This is a genomic window from Streptomyces sp. NPDC104309 (assembly GCF_055584025.1).
Genome location: NZ_JBVJMV010000002.1, coordinates 416,271 through 434,632 on the forward strand (window position 1 = coordinate 416,271; position 18,362 = coordinate 434,632).

15 protein-coding genes, 1 tRNA gene and 1 pseudogene are annotated in these 18,362 nt (G+C 70.8%); 9 read left to right on the forward strand and 8 right to left on the reverse strand.

All coding sequences use genetic code 11. The features are described from left to right. Nucleotides 1-16 precede the first annotated feature (16 nt). Together ACZ68L_RS03660 and ACZ68L_RS03665 are read right to left on the reverse strand one after the other, a co-directional pair. On the reverse strand, nucleotides 17-2,545 hold the full coding sequence (locus tag ACZ68L_RS03660) for an ABC transporter permease (protein ID WP_469573882.1): 2,529 nt from the start codon (nucleotides 2,543-2,545) through the stop codon (nucleotides 17-19). 58 nt (nucleotides 2,546-2,603) lie between these two features. Beyond that, a complete protein-coding gene (locus ACZ68L_RS03665; RefSeq protein WP_469573884.1) occupies nucleotides 2,604-3,374 on the reverse strand; it encodes an ABC transporter ATP-binding protein in 771 nt (256 codons plus the stop codon). A gap of 631 nt (nucleotides 3,375-4,005) precedes the next feature. Here ACZ68L_RS03665 and ACZ68L_RS03670 point away from each other — a divergent pair. The 3 genes from ACZ68L_RS03670 (at nucleotide 4,006) to ACZ68L_RS03680 (ending at nucleotide 6,214) form a co-directional block, all read left to right on the forward strand. After that, a tRNA-Leu gene (locus ACZ68L_RS03670) sits at nucleotides 4,006-4,091 on the forward strand. Nucleotides 4,092-4,795: 704 nt separating this feature from the next. Then, on the forward strand, nucleotides 4,796-5,683 hold the full coding sequence (locus ACZ68L_RS03675; RefSeq protein WP_469573886.1) for a Bax inhibitor-1/YccA family protein: 888 nt from the start codon (nucleotides 4,796-4,798) through the stop codon (nucleotides 5,681-5,683). Nucleotides 5,684-5,896: 213 nt separating this feature from the next. Continuing rightward, nucleotides 5,897-6,214 carry a hypothetical protein gene (locus tag ACZ68L_RS03680; protein ID WP_351076734.1) on the forward strand — a complete coding sequence of 106 codons (318 nt, stop codon included), beginning with the start codon at nucleotides 5,897-5,899 and terminating at the stop codon, nucleotides 6,212-6,214. Between the two features lie 62 nt (nucleotides 6,215-6,276). On the opposite strand, the gene ACZ68L_RS03685 is transcribed toward ACZ68L_RS03680, so the two are convergent. The 3 genes and pseudogenes from ACZ68L_RS03685 to ACZ68L_RS03695 form a co-directional block, all read right to left on the reverse strand. Then, nucleotides 6,277-7,137: a hypothetical protein gene (locus ACZ68L_RS03685; protein ID WP_469573888.1), complete on the reverse strand. Its 861-nt coding sequence runs from the start codon at nucleotides 7,135-7,137 to the stop codon at nucleotides 6,277-6,279. Nucleotides 7,138-7,619: 482 nt separating this feature from the next. Next, the gene (locus tag ACZ68L_RS03690; protein WP_469573890.1) at nucleotides 7,620-8,840 is read right to left on the reverse strand and encodes an acetyl-CoA C-acetyltransferase; all 1,221 of its coding nucleotides are present in this window, start codon (nucleotides 8,838-8,840) and stop codon (nucleotides 7,620-7,622) included. Nucleotides 8,841-9,207: 367 nt separating this feature from the next. Beyond that, a pseudogene (locus ACZ68L_RS03695) lies at nucleotides 9,208-10,185 on the reverse strand (SGNH/GDSL hydrolase family protein); the annotation flags it as partial. A gap of 155 nt (nucleotides 10,186-10,340) precedes the next feature. Between ACZ68L_RS03695 and ACZ68L_RS03700 the strand changes: the two are divergent. Further along, nucleotides 10,341-11,747, forward strand: a complete 1,407-nt coding sequence (locus ACZ68L_RS03700; protein ID WP_469573891.1) for a cystathionine beta-synthase — start codon at nucleotides 10,341-10,343, stop codon at nucleotides 11,745-11,747. A 583-nt stretch (nucleotides 11,748-12,330) separates the two neighbouring features. Here ACZ68L_RS03700 and ACZ68L_RS03705 read toward each other — a convergent pair. Continuing rightward, complete coding sequence (locus tag ACZ68L_RS03705) at nucleotides 12,331-13,161, reverse strand: helix-turn-helix transcriptional regulator (RefSeq protein WP_469573892.1); 831 nt, start codon at nucleotides 13,159-13,161, stop codon at nucleotides 12,331-12,333. Between the two features lie 214 nt (nucleotides 13,162-13,375). Between ACZ68L_RS03705 and ACZ68L_RS03710 the strand changes: the two genes are divergently transcribed. Beyond that, the gene (locus ACZ68L_RS03710) at nucleotides 13,376-14,137 is read left to right on the forward strand and encodes an SDR family oxidoreductase (RefSeq protein ID WP_469573893.1); all 762 of its coding nucleotides are present in this window, start codon (nucleotides 13,376-13,378) and stop codon (nucleotides 14,135-14,137) included. Between the two features lie 31 nt (nucleotides 14,138-14,168). Here the strand turns inward: ACZ68L_RS03710 and ACZ68L_RS03715 are convergent, their stop codons facing one another. After that, nucleotides 14,169-14,588: a hypothetical protein gene (locus tag ACZ68L_RS03715; protein ID WP_469573895.1), complete on the reverse strand. Its 420-nt coding sequence runs from the start codon at nucleotides 14,586-14,588 to the stop codon at nucleotides 14,169-14,171. 249 nt (nucleotides 14,589-14,837) lie between these two features. Between ACZ68L_RS03715 and ACZ68L_RS03720 the strand changes: the two genes are divergently transcribed. The 4 genes from ACZ68L_RS03720 to ACZ68L_RS03735 all read left to right on the forward strand — a co-directional run bounded on the left by ACZ68L_RS03720 (nucleotide 14,838) and on the right by ACZ68L_RS03735 (nucleotide 17,937). Continuing rightward, nucleotides 14,838-15,356 carry a SigE family RNA polymerase sigma factor gene (locus ACZ68L_RS03720; RefSeq protein ID WP_469573896.1) on the forward strand — a complete coding sequence of 173 codons (519 nt, stop codon included), beginning with the start codon at nucleotides 14,838-14,840 and terminating at the stop codon, nucleotides 15,354-15,356. Beyond that, the gene (locus ACZ68L_RS03725) at nucleotides 15,349-16,032 is read left to right on the forward strand and encodes a hypothetical protein (protein ID WP_469573898.1); all 684 of its coding nucleotides are present in this window, start codon (nucleotides 15,349-15,351) and stop codon (nucleotides 16,030-16,032) included. Before ACZ68L_RS03720 ends, ACZ68L_RS03725 begins: the two co-directional genes overlap by 8 nt. 221 nt (nucleotides 16,033-16,253) lie before the next feature. Further along, nucleotides 16,254-17,099, forward strand: coding sequence for a MurR/RpiR family transcriptional regulator (locus tag ACZ68L_RS03730; protein ID WP_469573900.1), 846 nt, complete (start codon nucleotides 16,254-16,256; stop codon nucleotides 17,097-17,099). A gap of 271 nt (nucleotides 17,100-17,370) precedes the next feature. Beyond that, entirely contained in the window at nucleotides 17,371-17,937 is a 567-nt protein-coding gene (locus ACZ68L_RS03735) for a hypothetical protein (protein ID WP_469573902.1), read from the forward strand. A gap of 10 nt (nucleotides 17,938-17,947) precedes the next feature. Here ACZ68L_RS03735 and ACZ68L_RS03740 read toward each other — a convergent pair whose 3' ends face one another. Beyond that, nucleotides 17,948-18,322 carry a hypothetical protein gene (locus ACZ68L_RS03740; protein ID WP_469573903.1) on the reverse strand — a complete coding sequence of 125 codons (375 nt, stop codon included), beginning with the start codon at nucleotides 18,320-18,322 and terminating at the stop codon, nucleotides 17,948-17,950. Nucleotides 18,323-18,362 lie beyond the last annotated feature (40 nt).

Here is an 18,362-nt window from a genome sequence, read left to right on the forward strand (position 1 = left end):
GATGCCGCCCGGTTCGCTACTCGGTCTTGATCGCCGTCAGCATGTTCAGCTTCGCGGCGCTGCGGGCCGGCCAGAGGGCGGCCAGCACACCCACGACCCCTGCCAGCACCAGGAAGACCGCGATCCGGTCCCACGGGATGACCAGCGCGTACTCCGGGATGTCCGACGACAGGGTCTGTCCGATCGCCCAGCCGAGGAACATGCCGAGCACGACACCGACCACCGCACCGAAGAGCGAGATGACCACGGCCTCCAGCCGGATCATGCGCTTCACCCGGCGCCGGTCCAGGCCGATCGCCCGCAGCATGCCGATCTCCTGCTGGCGCTCGAAGACAGACATCGCCAGGGTGTTGATGACCCCGAGCACCGCGATGATCAGGGCCATCGCCAGCAGCCCGTACATGATGTTCATCGCGAGGTTGACCGAGCCGCCGAACATGTCACGGATGTCCTGGCGGTCCATGATGCTCATCCCCGGGTTGTCACCCAGAGCCTTCACCAGGGCCTGCTCGTTGGCCTCGCTCGCGCCGCCGTCCATCTTCAGCCAGATCTCGCGGATGTCCGACATGCTGCCGTGCGCATCGGCGACGTTCTTCGGGACCAGGACCGGGGAAAGCATCTCGTTCCCCTTGAAGACCGCCCCGACCTTCAGGTCGCCCTTCTTGTCGTCTTCGAACTTCACCCGGAGGGTGTCGCCGGTCTTCCAGCCGTTGGACTTGGCCGTCTTCTCGTCGACGGCGATCTCACCCTTGTCCAGCGCGTCGAGCGAGCCGGAGACGGTCGGCAGCGTGAAGAGCTTCTGCACAGCGCCGGGGGTGACGGCGGACGCGGAGTGGTACTCGTCCTTGACCTCGATCGAGGTGGCCTGCTGCGGCGAGACCGCCGAGACTCCGTCGGCCTTCTGCAGGGCGGTGAGCGCCGACTCGTCGAGCGGACCGCCGCTCGCCATCGTTACCATGTAGTCGGCCTTGATGTTGTCCGTGGTCATCCGGTCGACCGCCTGGCCGAGGGTGACGCCGAGGACCGAGATGCCGGTGACCAGGGTGAGGCCGATCGCCAGCGCGGAGGCGGTGGCACCGGTACGGCGCGGGTTGCGGACCGCGTTCTGCGCGGCCAGCTTGCCGGAGACCCCGAACAGCCGCTTCAGCAGCGGGCGGACCAGTGCGATCACCGGCCGCGACAGCAGCGGGATCAGCACGATGACACCGATCAGCGTGAGGAAGGCGCCCACGGCGATGACGGTCCGGCCGGTCGATCCGGACTTGGCCGCGCCCCCCACGATGGCCGCCCCGCCCAGCAGGGTGAGCACGGCGCCGATCGAGTTGCGCAGCACCAGGGACTTGACGGTGGCCGTCGCGTGCACGCTGCTCATCGCCGCGACCGGCGGGATCTTGGCGGCCCGGCGGGCGGGCAGCCAGGCGGCCAGCACGGTGATCAGGACACCGACGGCGAACGCGGCGATGACCGCGGTGGGCGAGATGATCAGCGGTCCGGCCGGGATCTTTCCGCCGAACAGGCCCATCGCGGAGCGCAGTCCGGTGGCGAGGCCGAGGCCGAGGGCGAAGCCGATGACCGAGGCGATCAGGCCGACGACGGCCGCTTCGAGGAGCACCGAGCGCTTGACCTGGCGGCGGGAGGCGCCGACGGCGCGCATCAGTGCCAGCTCCTTGGTGCGCTGGGCCACCAGCATGGTGAAGGTGTTGGCGATCAGGAAGACACCGACGAACAGGGCGATGCCGGCGAACGCGAGCAGCATCCCGTTGAGACCGCTCAGACCGTCCTCGATGTGCTTGGCCTGATCGTCCGCGAGCGCCTGGCCGGTCTTGGCCTGGGCGTCCTTGGGCAGCAGCGGCTTCACTCCGGCCAGCAGCTTCTCGGCGGAGACGCCGGGCGCGGCGGACACATTGACGTCCCTGAACACGCCGGGCCTGAGGTAGAGCTTCTGGGCGACCTCGGTGTCGAAGAGGACCAGGCTGCCGCCCGCGTTGACCGCGCCGTCCTCGGTGGTGAAGACACCGGAGAGGGTGTACTCCTTCACCGGCCCGTTCGTGGCGACCCGGACCCGGTCACCGACGTGGTACTCGCCCCGCTTCGCGGTCTCCTTGTCGAGCGCGATCCGGTCGGCCGCGACCGGGCCCGTACCGTCGACGAAGGTGTACGCGGAGTCCTTGCCGTTCTTGCCGGGGGAGTAGTTCCCGCCGGTGTTCGACCAGCCGTTGCCGATCAGCTTGCCGTCGGGGTCGGCGACCCCGGCGAAGCCGGAGACCCGGCCGGTGGCGGTGTCGACGCCGTCCAGGCCCTGGATCTTCTTCAGGGTGGCGGTGGTGATGCCGGGCGTCTTGCCGTCGCGCTGGTCGGCGTAGGTGGTGACGGCCACGGCGACGTCGTCGTAGCTCTTCGCCGACTGGTTACGGAGGGCGTTGCCGAGGGTGTCGGTGAAGACCAGGGTGCCGGACACGAAGGCCACGCCGAGCATCACGGCGAGTACGGTCATCAGCAGCCTGGCCTTGTGCGCGAGCACATTGCGCAGGGCGGTACGGAACATGTCTGTCAGTCCTGGGATCGGGAGGGGTTCCGGAGGATGGCGCGGAGAAGGGCGGGCGTCAGCTGGTGCGGCCCTTGGCGTCGAACGCCTTCATCCGGTCGAGGACCCCGTCCGCGGTGGGGTGCATCATCTGGTCGACGATCCGGCCGTCCGCGAGGAAGATGACCCGGTCCGCGTAGGAGGCGGCTGCCGGGTCGTGGGTCACCATCACCACGGTCTGCCCCAGCTCGCGCACCGAGTTGCGCAGGAAGCCGAGGACCTCGGCGCTGGAGCGGGAGTCCAGGTTTCCGGTCGGCTCGTCACCGAAGATGATCTCCGGCTGCGAGGCCAGGGCGCGGGCCACGGCGACGCGCTGCTGCTGGCCGCCGGAGAGTTCGGTCGGCCGGTGGGTCAGCCGGTCGGAGAGGCCCACCATGTCGATGACCTTGCGCACCCACTCGGCGTTCGGCTTGCGGCCCGCGATGTCCATGGGAAGCGTGATGTTCTCCTGGGCCGTCAGTGTCGGCAGCAGGTTGAACGCCTGGAAGATGAAGCCGATCTTGTCCCGGCGGAGCTGGGTGAGCTGCTTGTCCTTGAGGGAGCCGAGCTCCGTCTCACCGATCCGTACCGAACCGCTGCTGAAGCTGTCGAGGCCCGCCACGCAGTGCATCAGCGTGGACTTGCCGGAGCCGGACGGGCCCATGATCGCGGTGAACTCGCCGCGCGGGAAGTCCACGGAGACCCGGTCCAGGGCGGTCACCCTGGTCTCGCCCTCTCCGTAGACCTTCGACAGATCCGTGGCGCGGGCAGCCACCGTGGTGACGCGGTGTGCGGTGGAAGTGGTGGTCACGGGAATCTCCTGATTCGGGCTCCGGCCAAGGGCCTCGTCCGGGGTTGCGTTCGGTTGCGTCCGCTTGAGTTCGGAACCCCTCCATCGTCACCGCCGTATCGCCGCGGATCGTCAGTCCCCGTGCCCGTTCCCGGGGCCGTCTTGAGTCGCACCGAGGGGCCCCGGTGTCCTCCTTCGGTATGACATCGACCCTGAGAGGCCCACCCGTCCGGCCGAGGGCCCCGCGGCCCCCTCCGGCCGACCCGCCCGGGTGCCGGACACCCGTCGACCCGCTGCCGGGAGAGCGTCGTGTTCCGCGTCACGGACGAGAGGTTCCCGGACCCCGGGAAGGCCCGGCGCCGGCCGCCGTCCGTGGCGCGTCGGAGACACCGTCGCCCAGCCGGGTGGCGCACCCGTGGCGATCGCTGGCGCGTGCCTGGCGAATGCGCCATCCGAGTGCGGCGACTTTACGTCAATCCCGGAATAACGGTCGTTGCGCCCGCAACCCCGCCCAGGCATGTGGCGATGGCCTCTCAGGAGTGCTGACGACCCCTCAAACGGTCAATAAAATAAGACAACATCGCGCCACCGATCGGCTGATCGGAGGAAGCGCCCGGATAGGGTCATGTGCCAACGCGGAGCCGCGCGCCAGGCCCGGATGGTGGAATGCAGACACGGCGAGCTTAAACCTCGCTGCCCCTCGGGGGCGTACCGGTTCGAGTCCGGTTCCGGGCACCACCCAGCGCGCAAGGCCCGACCGGCGAAAATCGCCCAGAACGCGCCTGATCCCTTCCCGTCCTGGCCACACCGTTGCCACCCGCCCGGCCGGCTTCGGCGCACGGCGAGCGTGCGAGAGCGAGAAGGCCGCGACAGGACGAGCTTGTGGGCCCGCCGGCGGACGGGAGGACCCGCCGGGGTGCTGAGCAGCCGGAGACGTTCGACGACGCGGAGTCAGCCGGGTTCCTCAAGGCCGCCGTTGACGAGGCCGGGCAGAACCGGCCGCAGGGGCGGGCCGGTGCGCGCCGCACGTGTCACCGCCCGTGCTGGACGCGCTCATGGAACTGGGACACCACCGGCTGGAGCGCGACGGCCGGTGTGCCGGAGTGCTCGTTCGCCTTGGATTCCGTCGAGTGGGTGATGCAGCCGGACCTGTGCGCCTCCGGTACGGATCCACGCGGTATCTGCCGGCCCTCCCACCGGAACGGCCCAGCGGTACGCGGTGGTGCCGGAGCGCAACCGGCAACGCCCCCCCGCATGGGCCCCGGCCTGTGCCGCCCCCACCGGGTCCCGCCTCGCGGCGGGCGTCGGCCGTCGGCCTCGGCTCGCGCCGGTTCTCGTGCCGTTCGGCTTCCGCAAAGATCCTCCCCAAGCACTAGCCTGATCCCTTTGCCTACCCATTACTCTTGTGGGAAGGCCACGCAGGGTGGCCATGGAGGAGTGAGATGAGGAGCAGCAACCCGGTCTTCTCGCGACGGGGCTTCAGCCGCGACAACGGATACGCGGGCTTCAACGCGGCGCCGCAGGCCGGGGCCCCCGTCGCGGGTGCCAACCCGTACGCGCAGGGCACCGCCGCCAACCCGTACGCCACCAACCCCTACGCCCAGCAGGACACCCAGTACGGCGTTCCGCAGGCACCGGCGCGTTCCGGTGCGATGACGATCGACGACGTCGTCACGCGGACCGCGATCACGCTGGGCACCGTGGTGCTCGGTGCCGCGCTCGCCTGGGCCCTGCTGCCGGTCGACGAGGCCAATCTCGGCAAGTCCTACGGCATCGCGATCGGCGCCGCCCTGGTGGCGTTCGTCCTGTCGCTCGTCCAGTCCTTCAAGCGCAGGCCGTCCCCGGCGCTGATCGTCTCGTACGCGGCCTTCGAGGGTGTCTTCCTCGGAGTGATCTCCAGCGCGGTCAGCACGTACATCGGGCCGGGCGTCGTGATGCAGGCGGTGATGGGCACCATGTGTGTCTTCGCCGGTGTGCTGCTCGCGTACAAGATGCGCTGGATCCGCGTCACCCGGCGCTTCTACGGCTTCGTGATGGCCGCCGCCATGGGCTTCATGCTCCTGATGGTGGTCAACCTGCTGTTCGCCGTCTTCGGCGGCGGTGACGGCCTGGGCTTCCGCAGCGGTGGCCTCGGCATCCTCTTCGGCGTCATCGGGATCGTGCTCGGTGCGTGCTTCCTGGCCCTGGACTTCAAGCAGGTCGAGGACGGCGTCGCGTACGGCGCTCCGCGCGAGGAGTCCTGGCTGGCGGCCTTCGGCCTCACCATGACCCTGGTGTGGATCTACCTGGAGATGCTGCGTCTGCTCTCCATCCTCAGCGGCGACGACTGACGTACGCCCGCGACGCGATAGGGAACGGCCCGCAGGCACCGCCTGCGGGCCGTCCCGCGTCTCCGGGTCCGTGCGGGGGCTGGAGCAGCTCCGTGGGCCCTTCCGAGGTCGTACGCGTGGATGAGTGCCTTCGCGTGTCGCCGGTCCTTCCCGACGCCGTGCCCGAGCATCGCCCGTTGGCAACCGTCCCGGGAGGGCGCGTAGGGTCGCGGAGTGCTCGATACGACCCCACTGATCACCGCCGTGGACCGATTCGCCGACCGGCTGCGCGCCGCCCCGCAGAGCCGGCTGCAGCGTGGAGCCGCTGCCGAAGGGCTGGCCACGGCCAGAGAGTTGGCTGTGCGGGCCCAGCGCATCGAGGCGCCGGACCGGGAGCCGCGGATCATGCCGGACGCCGGGATCTTTGCGATCGGCGACCAACTCGCCGTAGCGGGCCGTGACTTGGCGGTGGCATTGGAAACGGCCCCGTCGGCTGAGCTGGACGAGGCCGTGCAATTCGTGGTGGAGGCGGCTGCGCGGGCGTTCGCGTAGCGGCGGGCGGGCGCCCGGAGGCGGCGGCCGACGAGAGCCGCTCCGCCCGGAGGACCCGGGGTCTAGAACGAGGCGATGACGCGGTCGGCGAGGATGTAGAGGTTCTCCTTGCCGCAGGAGAACGTCAGGGCGTAGGCGCCGGAGACACCGGAGCCGCCCAGCAGAACGGGGTGCTCGCCCGCGAGCAGCGCTTCGGCCAGCCGCTCGGCCGTCTCGCGGTGGCCGGGGGTCATACAGAGCGTGGTGCCGTCGGCGAAGACATAGACATCGAGGGTGCCGAGCGGGCCGGGGCGCACATCCGCGAGTTCCGTACGGCTGTCGGCGAGCTCTTCCAGCCGGTTCACGGTGCGCTCGTGGTCGGTGACGACCGGGGTCTGCACCGGTACGAAGTCGGGGTGCGAGGGGTGGCGGCGACGGGCCGCGGCCAGGTCGGGGGAGTCCTCGGCGAACTCCGCCGTCTCGGGCAGCTCGGTCACGTCCGCCAGTTCGGTCAGTTCCGTCAGCTCTTCGAGCGCCTCGGTGGCTTCGAAGTCCATGGCCTCCAGGCCCGCGAAGTCGGCCTGGCGCGGCATGAAGAACGGCGCGTCCTCACCGATCCCGGTCAGACCGCCCAGCAGGGACGGGGCGTCGGCGGCATCGCGCGCTTCCTGGGAGGCCCAGAAGGCGCGGGCCTCGGCGAGCTCGCGCTCCCGCTCCTCGGCGAGTGCTTCGGCGACGGCCGCGCGTATCTCGGCGGCCGGGGTGACGTCGTTGCGGCTCTGCGCGGGCACGGCGACATCGTGGGCGCGGGCCGTGGTCAGCTCCGTCCGAAGGGCCGTGATCTGCTTGCGCAGCCCGTGAGCGGCGTGCAGAGCAGCAGCGCCCACGGCCGTGGCGGCGGCGGTGGTCAGCAACAGGGCAAGAGACATGGCGCTCACTGACATACTCCCGGTTTCAATCGATCCCCCGACTTCCTACCTCAGCTTGTCCTCTACCTGCGCCCGGTGTCAGTGCATTACGTCACGAATTGGACAGGTCTTTGGGCCTGGGGTTTAACCCTGTTACGGGTGTGACCTGCGGAAATGAGTCTCCCCCAGGAGATAGGTCACATCCTGGGGGAGATTCGGTCACGGTCGGGGCTCGGAACCGGCCACTGCTCAGCCACTCGATCTTGTGGTCGTGCTGGAGCCTGTGGTCGCGTCCGCGTCCGCGTTCGCGGCAGCTCGGCTCAGCTCAGCCGCTCGGTTGTGTGGTCGCGTTCGCTTCGCTTCCGCTGCGGGCAGGTGCCGCCTTCGTTCCTCAGGCGACCCCTACCCTCCGCTGCAGCTCAGCTCAGCCGCTCGGTTGTGTGGTCGCGTTCGCTTCGCTTCCGCTGCGGGCAGGTGCCGCCTTCGTTCCTCAGGCGACCCCTACCCTCCGCTGCAGCTCAGCTCAGCCGCTCGATGACCATCGCCATGCCCTGGCCGCCGCCCACGCACATGGTTTCCAGGCCGAACTGCTTGTCGCGGAACTGCAGGCTGTTGATCAGCGTGCCGGTGATCCGGGCGCCGGTCATGCCGAAGGGGTGACCGACGGCGATGGCGCCACCGTTGACGTTGACCTTCTCCAGCGGCAGACCGAGGTCGCGGTAGGAGGGGATCACCTGGGCGGCGAACGCCTCGTTGATCTCGGCCAGGTCGATGTCGTCGATGGTCAGCCCGGCCCGCTTCAGCGCCTGCCTGCTGGCCTCCACCGGCCCGTACCCCATGATCTCGGGGGAGAGGCCACAGACGCCGGTCGAGACGATCCGGGCCAGGGGGGTCAGGCCCAGCTCGCGCGCCTTGGTGTCGGACATGATCACGAGCGCGGCGGCGCCGTCGTTGAGCGGGCAGCAGTTGCCCGCGGTGATCCGGCCGTCGGGGCGGAAGACCGGCTTCAGGCCCTGCACGCCCTCCAGGGTGACGCCCGCGCGCGGCCCGTCGTCCTTCGAGACGACCGTGCCGTCCGGGGTGGTGACCGGAGTGATCTCGCGCTCCCAGAAGCCGTTCTTGAGTGCTTCCTCGGCGAGGTTCTGCGAGCGCACGCCGAACTCGTCCATGTCCTGACGGGTGACGCCCTTGAGCCGGGCCAGGTTCTCCGCGGTCTGTCCCATCGCGATGTACGCGTCCGGGACCAGGCCGTCCTCGCGTGGGTCGTGCCAGTCGTCGCCGCCCTGCTCGGCGCGGGCCGCGGTACGGGCCTCGGCGTCGGCGAACAGCGGGTTGTGCGTGTCCGGCCAGCTGTCGGAGTTGCCCTTCGAGAAGCGGGACACCATCTCGACACCGGCCGAGATGAAGACGTCGCCCTCGCCGGCCTTGATGGCGTGCAGCGCCATCCGGCTGGTCTGCAGGGAGGACGAGCAGTAGCGGGTGACCGTACAGCCCGGAAGGTGGTCCATGCCCATCTGCACGGCGATGATGCGGCCCAGGTTGTTGCCCTGCTCGCCACCGGGGAGACCGCAGCCGAGCATCAGGTCGTCGATGTCCTTCGGGTCCAGCTCGGGAACCCTGGCCAGCGCGGTCTGGATGATCGTGGCGGTCAGGTCGTCCGCACGCAGGTCCTTCAGCGAACCCTTGAAGGCCCGGCCGATGGGGGAACGGGCAGCAGAGACGATCACGGCTTCGGGCATCACGCGGCTCCATGAGGGCTGGAAGGCGGGTTCTGGCAGGTGCTGACTTGGAAGTTACCTGTACGTAGATGCTGGGTCACCGGGCAGCGCATGTGACGCCGACCTCTTTTCTAAGCAACCGCTCAGTCGATCAATTGGCCGGGAGATTGTGGGTCTCCCCGCTCGTCTCCTCACTCGTCGCCTCGCTCGCCTCCTCGCTCGTCCCGCCCCGCGACCGCCCGTCCGCCCGTCCGTGCGGCTCGCCGTACGGTTCCCCGCCTGTCTCCGCAGGGGCCTCCAAAGGCGTCTCCGAAGGCGTCTCCGTGTGCGAGTCCGCGGGCGGGCCCACGCGTGGGTCCTCGTGCGCGTCCGGCTCCGGTTCCTCGTGCGTCTCCGGGTGCGGATGGGGCTCCGTGGCCGCGGGCAGACGCCGCCGCCTGCGGTGCTTGAGGAGCGCCCAGGGCGCTCGGGCCCCCGTGACCTCCGTACCGGCCTCCCTGGCCGCCTGGGAGGCCGCCTTGGCCACCGGCAGCATGTCCTCGCGCCGGACACCGTCCAGCCGGTCGGACTCCGGCCACAGCCCCAGGACCGCGCAGAGTGTGGGCAGGACCGCCATCGCCGCCGTGGCGTACCCCTCCGCCGACGGGTGGTAGTTGTCCGGCCCGAACAGCTCCCGCGGATTCGCCTCGAACTCCGGCCCCAGCAGATCGCCCAGCGACACCGTGCGCCCGCCCTGCTCGACCGAACCGATCGTCTGTGCCGCCGCCAGCTGTCGGCTCACCCGCCGGGCCAGCCAGCGCAGCGGCTGATAGACCGGCTCGATCGTGCCGAGATCCGGGCACGTGCCGACCACCACCTCCGCACCCGCCGTACGCAGCCTGCGTACCGCGGTGGTCAGACAGCGCACCGACTGGGTGGCGGGCATCCGGTGCGTCACATCGTTGGCCCCGATCATGATCACGCAGACATCGGGCGTACGGGACGGATCGGCGAGCAGCAGGGAGACCTGCCGCTCCAGATCGTCCGACCGGGCGCCCGGCTGCGCCACGTTGCGCAGATCCACCGGCCGCTCCGACACCGCCGCGAGCCCCGACGCCAGCAGTGCCCCCGGCGTCTGCCCGGCCCGGCGAACCCCCTGTCCGGCCGCCGTCGAGTCGCCCAGCAGTCCCAGTCGCAACGGGTCCGCCGGGCCGGCGAACGCCACCCCGTACCGCCCGTCCGCGCTCGGCGGCACCGGTGCGATGCCCCCGCCCACCTGCCGTTTCGCCAGCTGGACCTCCGCCAGCAGTACGCCTACCGCGGCCGCGCCGAGCAGCCCGACGCTGCCGCCGCCGTAGGCCGCGCCCGCTGCGATCCGCCGTGCCACCCTTGCCCTCGACACAGTCCGGTCCACCTCCTCGTTGCCGTACCGCCGTACATACAGCTAACTGCCCCGCGGTGACGGTCGCTCAATCGCTTCACCCAATCTCGCGCCCGTACGCATACCCTTGCCGGACCATCTCGGAGACCCCGGAGTACACGGTGCAATTCCACGATTCGATGATCAGTCTCGTAGGCAATACCCCGCTGGTGAGGCTGCACAGTGTGACGGCCGGCATCCAGGCGACGGTCCTGGCCAAGGTCGAGTACTTCAACCCCGGCGGTTCGGTCAAGGACCGCATCGCTCTGCGCATGATCGAGGCCGCCGAGCAGAGCGGCGAGCTGCAGCCCGGCGGCACGATCGTCGAGCCGACGAGTGGCAACACGGGCGTCGGTCTGGCGATCGTCGCCCAGCAGAAGGGGTACAAGTGCATCTTCGTCTGCCCGGACAAGGTGTCCACGGACAAGATCAATGTGCTGCGCGCCTACGGTGCCGAGGTCGTCGTCTGCCCGACGGCCGTTGACCCCGAGCACCCCGACTCGTACTACAACGTCTCCGACCGGCTCGTCCGCGAGACGCCCGGCGCCTGGAAGCCCGACCAGTACTCCAACCCGAACAACCCGCGTTCCCACTACGAGACCACCGGTCCCGAACTGTGGGAGCAGACGGACGGGAAGATCACCCACTTCGTCGCGGGCGTCGGCACCGGCGGCACCATCAGCGGCACCGGCCGCTATCTGAAGGAGATCAGCGGCGGCTCGGTCGAGGTCGTCGGCGCGGACCCGGAGGGCTCGGTCTACTCCGGCGGCTCCGGGCGGCCGTACCTCGTCGAGGGCGTCGGCGAGGACTTCTGGCCGAGCGCGTACGACCGGACGGTCACGGACGAGATCGTCGCCGTGTCCGACAAGGACTCCTTCCAGATGACCCGCCGCCTCGCCAAGGAGGAGGGGCTGCTGGTCGGCGGCTCCTGCGGCATGGCGGTCGTCGCGGCCCTGGAGGTCGCGAAGCGGCTGGGCCCGGACGACGTGGTCGTCGTGCTGCTGCCGGACAGCGGCCGCGGGTACCTCAGTAAAATTTTCAACGACGAGTGGATGGCTGACTACGGCTTCCTGGAGGACACCGGCCCGTCCGCGCGCGTCGGCGACGTGCTCGACCACAAGGACGGCCCGATCCCGACGCTCGTCCACATGCACCCCGAGGAGACCGTCGGCGAGGCGATCGACGTCCTGCGCGAGTACGGCGTCTCGCAGATGCCGATCGTGAAGCCGGGCGCGGGCCACCCGGACGTGATGGCCGCCGAGGTCATCGGCTCGGTCGTGGAGCGCGAGCTGCTGAACGCGCTGTTCGCGCAGCGTGCCTCCCTCTCCGACCCGCTGGAGAAGCACATGTCGCCGCCGCTGCCGCAGGTCGGCTCCGGCGAACCGGTCGAGGACCTGATGGCGGTGCTCGGCGGCACGGACGCGGCGGACGCGGCGATCGTTCTGGTGGAGGGCAAGCCGAAGGGCGTGGTCAGCCGGCAGGACCTGCTGGCGTTCCTCGCCAAGGACGCGGCGGCCGGGAAGCCGTAACGGCCGGGAAGCCGAGGTGGCCGACGAAGCACAGCGGTCCGCGAGGCGTAGCGGTCGCGAGGCGTAGCGGTCTGCGAGGCGTAGCGGTCGCGAGGCCGGGCTTAGGGAAAACGGTACGAGCGCGACACGTACGCGCAGCACTGGCTTAACACGGGTCCGGCACATTGAGGGGTGTCGGCGGGGAACCCGCTGACACCCGATACGGCGACACGGACTACGGAGCGGCTCCCGGACCTCCACCGTCGCCCGGACGCGGTGACCGGCCCTGACCCGGACCGTGTCCCTCGCGGGGACCGCCGTCGTCCCGCCCCCCGGGAAACCGGGGGTGCGGCGGTCCCCGCGATACATCCGTACGCCCGCGCGCGGCACGGATCGCACCCGTACGCAGTGGCGCGATCGCCTAAGGGCTGTCCCGTAATCCGTGGTGGATCAGCGCGCGGCGTCAGATGCGGTGCATCGCAAGGCGGAGGGACGTCCGCATACTGGATGTATGCGGATGTTCCGACAACGGGGCGAGGTGCCGTAGCCGTCGTCGCGCGCCCGCCAGGGATTACGGGGCAGCCCTTAAGTCGCGCCCGGCGCCTCACCCGGCGGGTGCGGTCGCCCAGTTCGCCAGCAGCGCGATGCGTTCCGCGGTCTCGCTGCCCGGCTCCGGGGTGTACACCACCAGGGACTGACCGGGGTCGCCCGGCACACCGAGCGTCTCGTACGGGAGGGTCAGCCCGCCCGCGACCGGGTGATCGATGCGCTTGACGCCGTATGTCTTCACCTTCACCTGGTGGTCCGCCCACAGCCGGCGGAAATCCTCGCTCTTCATGGACAACTCGCCTACGAGTGTGGCCAGTTGCCGGTCATCGGGGTGCAGGCCGGCGTCCAGGCGCAGATGCGCGACCGTCTCCGCCGCCACCGCCGCCCACTCCGGGTACATCTCCCGCGCCGCGGGCTCCAGGAACACCTGGCGCGGCATGTTGCGCTCGGCGGCGGGTATCCGTGAGAAGCCGACGACGGCGTCGCCCAGCGCGTTCCAGGCCAGTACGTCCATCCGGCGGCCCAGGATGAACGCCGGGGCCCCGCCGATCGTGTCCAGCAGCAGCCGCAGGCCCGGTCGGACCCGCTGCGCGGCGGCCGGGGCCGAGGCGCGCGGCTTGGGACGTGCCACGGTACGCAGATACGTGTGCTCCGTCTCGTCCAGCCGGAGCACCCGGGCGATGGCGTCGAGCACGGCGTCCGAGACGCTCGGGCCGCGCCCCTGTTCCAGTCGGATGTAGTAGTCGACGCTCACCCCGGCGAGCTGCGCGACCTCCTCGCGCCGCAGTCCGGGCACGCGCCGTCGGCCGTAGGCGGTCAGCCCCACGTCCTCGGGCCGGATACGGGCTCGCCGTGAGCGGAGGAAATCACCGAGGTCGCCGTCCATGACACCGATCGTAGGAGAGGAACGGACGCCGAACCTGGTACTGGCAGACCCAGGAACAACGCATCCCTGGGTGGCCGGGCGGAAGTCGCGCAGGGTGGAGGCGGGTCCGGGGAGATCACCCCGGGCCGGAAGAGGCCCGAAGGCCCTGAAGAGCCCGACGGGTTCGAGGGCCGGGAAGAGCCCGAAGAGCCCGAAAGCACAAGGAGTACGGACCATGTCGTACAAGACCCTCGCAGGCCGCACCGCCGTCGTCACCGGAGCCGCCAGCGGCATGGGCGCCGCGACCGCCCGGCTGCTCGCCGCCCAGGGGGTGAGGGTGGCGCTGCTGGCCCGGCGCGCGGAGCGGCTGGAGGAGCTGGCCGCCGCGATCGGGGCGGCGGGCGGTGCGGCGCTCGCCGTCACCACCGACGTCACCGACCAGGCCTCCGTGGACGCCGCGGCCGAGCGGGTGCACAGCGTGTTCGGCCGGGTGGACCTGGTGGTCAACGCGGCCGGGGTGATGCTGCCGAACCCGGTGGACGAGGGCCGGACGGACGAGTGGCAGCGGATGCTCGACACCAATGTGGCGGGCGCGTTGCGCGTCATCCGGGCCTTCACGGCCGATCTGGTGGCGGCGGCGGCCGAGGGGCGCACCGCGGACCTGGTGAACATCTCGTCGATCGGCGCGCACGTCACGTTCCCGAACTACGCGGTGTACGGGGCGACGAAGGCCGCGCTCACGTACCTGTCGGCGTCGCTGCGCACGGAGCTCGGACCGCGTGATGTCCGCGTCACGAACATCGAGCCGGGCCTCACGGACACGGAACTGGGCGGCCACATCGACAACGCCGAGCTGAGCGGCCAGCTCGACGGCATGTTCGACGCGCTCGGGGCACTGTCGAGCGACGAGATCGCCGACCTCGTCGCCTACGCCACCAGCCGGGCGCGCCACATCAACCTGCGCCAGCTGGTCGTGCTTCCGACCCGCCAGGCGTGACGCCCGGTGTCCTCGGGTCCGTCCCGCGGCCTCAGTCCTCCCAGTCGGACTCCGCGCGCCGGGTACGGCGCTGGAACCAGGGCCAGTTCCGGGCGGCGAGCACGGCGTTGACAGCGACGATCCCGACCCAGGCGACGACCAGGCCCGCCGTATGGGCGGCCGCGGCGCCGATCGCCGACAGCGGGATGGCCAGGACCAGCGAGATGATCCCGAAGCCGTAGCGCTCGCCGAAGTTCCCCATGGGCTGCGGCGGGCGCGCACCCCTGGCGACGCTCACCTGCTGCTCGGCGAGATGACGCCGTACGCGGCGGTCGAGCGTGGTGTCGAGGCGCTGCTCGACCTTCTCCAGGAAGGACTCGACGAGCGCGGACTCGTAATCCGAACCCAGCTCACTACGGGCGTGCAGGGTGGCATCGAGCTCGTTCTTGAGCTCAGGGTCACGGGTATCCATGTCCTTTACGGTACGAATCGGGGGCGCCGGGGGCAGTGGGGCTAACCCCCCTCTTTCGTGCCGCCTCCTTCCGCCCGCCCGCGCCCGCCGCCTCGCACGCGTCCTCTCGCGCCCGCCCGTTCGCCCCGTGCCGCCCTCCCCGTCCGGGAGTTGTCCGAAAGCCGTCCGGAAAAGTCGTCCGTAACATCCGGCACAGCCGGAGCGTGTTCATGGCAAGAGCGTTTCTGGCGCGATGAACGGACGGGGACGATGCCGACGGGATCCGAGGATTTCGACGCTTTCTACACGGCGACGGCCAAACGCCTGGTTGCCACGGTCTATGCGGTGACCGGCGATCTGGCGGAGGCGGAGGACGCGGTGCAGGAGGCCTACGTGCGGGCGTGGCAGCGGTGGGACCGCCTGGCACGCGAGGGGGATCCGCTGCCCTGGGTGCGGACGGTGGCCGTGCGGCTGGCGATCAGTACCTGGCGAAGGACCCGCAACCGCGTACGGGCGCACTTCCGGCACGGGCCGCCCACCGAGGTCCCCGGTCTCTCGGTGGACCGGGTGGCGCTGGTCGGGGCGCTGGGCGAGCTGAGCGTCGAGCAGCGCCAGGCCGTGGTCCTGCACCATCTGCTGGATCTGCCGGTGGAAGAGGTGGCGCGTGAGGCGGGAGTGTCGAACGGCGCGATACGGACCCGGCTCCACCGGGCCCGCAAGATCCTCGGCGAGCGGCTCGCCGAAACCATAGGCACTGCCGGGCGAGTGGAGGGCGTTCACCATGGCTGAGGTCGAGGAACTGCTGGACGGCGTCGTGGTGCGGTTGCCCGCCGCCGAGGAGATCCGGGCGAGGGGGAGGCGGCGTTCGCGCCGCAGGACCACGACGGTGGCGGTGTGCACCGTGGTGCTGATGGCCGCCGGGGCCTGGGCCGTACTGCCGACCGGAGCGGATCAGCGCCACAAGCACGGCACGGTCGCCACCGCGCCGGACAACCCGTTCCGCAAGGACGGCGTGATCCAGATGATGCGGGCGGACGAAGTGCCCCTCCACGGGACGTGGCACTGGAAGGAGGACGAACGGCCGACCACCGGAGCCGGTTCGCGGGGGGAGCCCCTGCCGTACCTGGGTCTCGACGGAGCCTGCGCGGATGCGCCCCCTTCGGTGAGCGTGGTCGACGAGATCAGTTACTTCCGGTGGTACACGGGCAGGGACGGTGCCGTGGCCCAGCAGTGCATCGTCGAGTACGGCGACGGGGCCACGGCCCGGGAGCAGCTGAGGAAGATGGGCGACGTACTGGAATCGGGCGGTCTGCGGCCGGCACCGGGGAACTCGGGGAAGGCGGAGGACGGGGACGGCTCCTGGGCCGGCACGGTGGAGAGCGGCCGTACGCTGCGGGTGTTCACGCGGCGCTGGAACTCCTGGGTCTCGGTCACCGAGGTCCTGGACGGCGTGCGCGGTTCCTGAGCGCGTGGGACCGATGGGGTCTGCCGGGGGGCTTGAGCACGGTGGTCCGACCGGGTCTGCGGGGTCCTTGAGCACGGTGGTCCGACCGGGTCTGCCGGGTTCTTGAGTGCGGGGGAGGCCGGGCCCTCGCTGCCGCTGCATATGGACATGCAGACGCCTTGCTGGCTGAATGGATTTGTCGGCGCCGGACCGTGGTGCGACGGATCTACCGAGGGGACAGCATGAGCGGGAGCAGCCCGGCCGCGCGGTTGCAGCAGCTCTTCGAGGGGCACCGGCTCACACCCACCCAGCGGCGCATCGCGCACTCGATGGTGCGCAGGGCCGGGGACGTGGCGTTTCTGTCGAGCGTGGAGCTGGCCGAGCTCGCCGGGGTCAGCCAGCCGTCCGTCACCCGGTTCGCCGTGGCGCTCGGCTTCGACGGCTACCCGGCACTGCGCAGGCATCTGCGCGAGGTCACCCCCGCCGGGTCCGTGGCGGAGGGCGGGGACGACGCTTTCAATGAGTACCAGCAGGCCGTCCTCGGCGAGATCGAGAACCTTCGGCATCTGGCCGAGTTGCTCGCCGACCCCGGTCCCGTCGAGCGCGCGGGCAGGCTGCTGGCTGCCTCGCGTCCGCTGCCGGTGCTCGGGCTGCGGGCCGCCTCCTCGCAGGCGCGCGGGTTCGGGTACTTCGCGGCCAAGGTGCATCCCGATGTGCGGGTGCTCGACGAGGGCGGCAGCATGCTGCACGACCGGATCGACGCCGCGCGGCGGGCGGGCGCCTCGGCGCTGATCTGCTTCGCGCTGCCCCGGCACCCGAAGGAGGTCGTGGACGCGCTCGCGTACGCGCGGGAGCAGGGGCTGACCGTCGTATCGGTCGCGGATTCCGCCTTCGCCCCCGTCGCCAAATGCAGCGACCTGCTGATCCCGGCCGCCGTCGGCACCGGGCTCGCCTTCGACACCGCGTGTGCGCCCATGCTGCTGGGACGGGTGCTGCTGGAGGCGATGTGCGACGACCTGCCCGACGCGCAGGCACGGCTGGAGGAGTTCGACACCCGAGCGGTGGCACGGGGGCTCTTCGTCGAGTGACCGGTGCCGCCGGTGACGGGCGCCGCCCGGCGGTCCGGCGGCAACCGGCCCTGATGCGCCCGCAGTCCGGAGCCCGGACGGTGGTGCGCCGTCGCGCCGGGCGGCGGCCCGGTCGGGATCACGCGCCGGGTCGCCCCGCCGAACTTGCCCCGCCGACCCCGCCCCGCCCGCGTCGGCCCTTCTCGGACATCGCTCTCAGACATCGCTCATCTACGGCTATTGATCTCCGGCCCCGGAAGGACCAGAAGGAGCTGTGGAGAGGGGTACGGACGTGGGGCGCGGAGCACAGTCGTTGGCGAGGGTGGCCGTGATCGTACGGGCCGGATCCGCGCCGCTGTGGTGGCCGGGGCTGCTCGCCGCGGCGATCGGCGCACTGGTGCCGGGGCTCACCGGACGCCGGATCGGGCTGCTGGCCGGAGCGGCGCTGTTCCTGATCACCGCGGCCGTGGTGGCGCTCGTGCGCGCCCGCCGGTACGCGGAACTGGCCGGGGGCGCCACCCGCGCCGGACGGTCCGACTTCCTCCAGGACCGGGCCGTGACCGTACGCAACTGGCGGCGCGGGCATCGGTGGTGGCTGCTCGGGGCGTTCCTGGCGGCAGTGGCGAGTGCCTTCCTGCTGCCCGGGGCCGGCGGCCTGGTCCTCGCGGGCGCGGGGGCCGGGCTGTGGCTCAAGGCCGTCAGGATCGGGCAGCGCGAGCGCCGGGACGACGTCCTGTACTGGGTGCGGACCGACTGGGTGGAGCGCGGGCGGCCCGCGGGCAAGCAGGTGAAGGGGTATCGGACGACCGGGCCGATGGCGGGTGACGCCGCGCCCGGCGGGGCGCGGCGTCACCGTTGAGGCCGCCGGGTCAGACCTCCAGTTCGGCCTCGATCCGCTTCAGCTGGTGGCGGGCCATCGCCAGGTTGGCGCGTTGCGCGTCCAGCACCAGGTACAGGAAGAGACCGTTGCTGCCACGGGCCTTGAGCAGCCTGATCAGGTGGTACTGGCTGCCGAGCGTGATCAGGATGTCCTCGATCTCGTCCTTGATCCCGAGGTGTTCCATGGTGCGGAGCTTGGAGCGGACGACATCGGTGTTGCCCGCCGCCGCGACCTCCAGGTTGAAGTCCTTGCCGCCGCCGAGGGTGCCCAGCGCCATTCCGCTGGTGTAGTCGACGAGGGCGACAGCGACGGCGCCCTCGATGGACGACATCGCTTCCTTGAGTGACGCTTCGGTGTTCGCCATGTGCGGTCGTTTCCTTTCCTGGCCGGCCGGGTCGACCGGA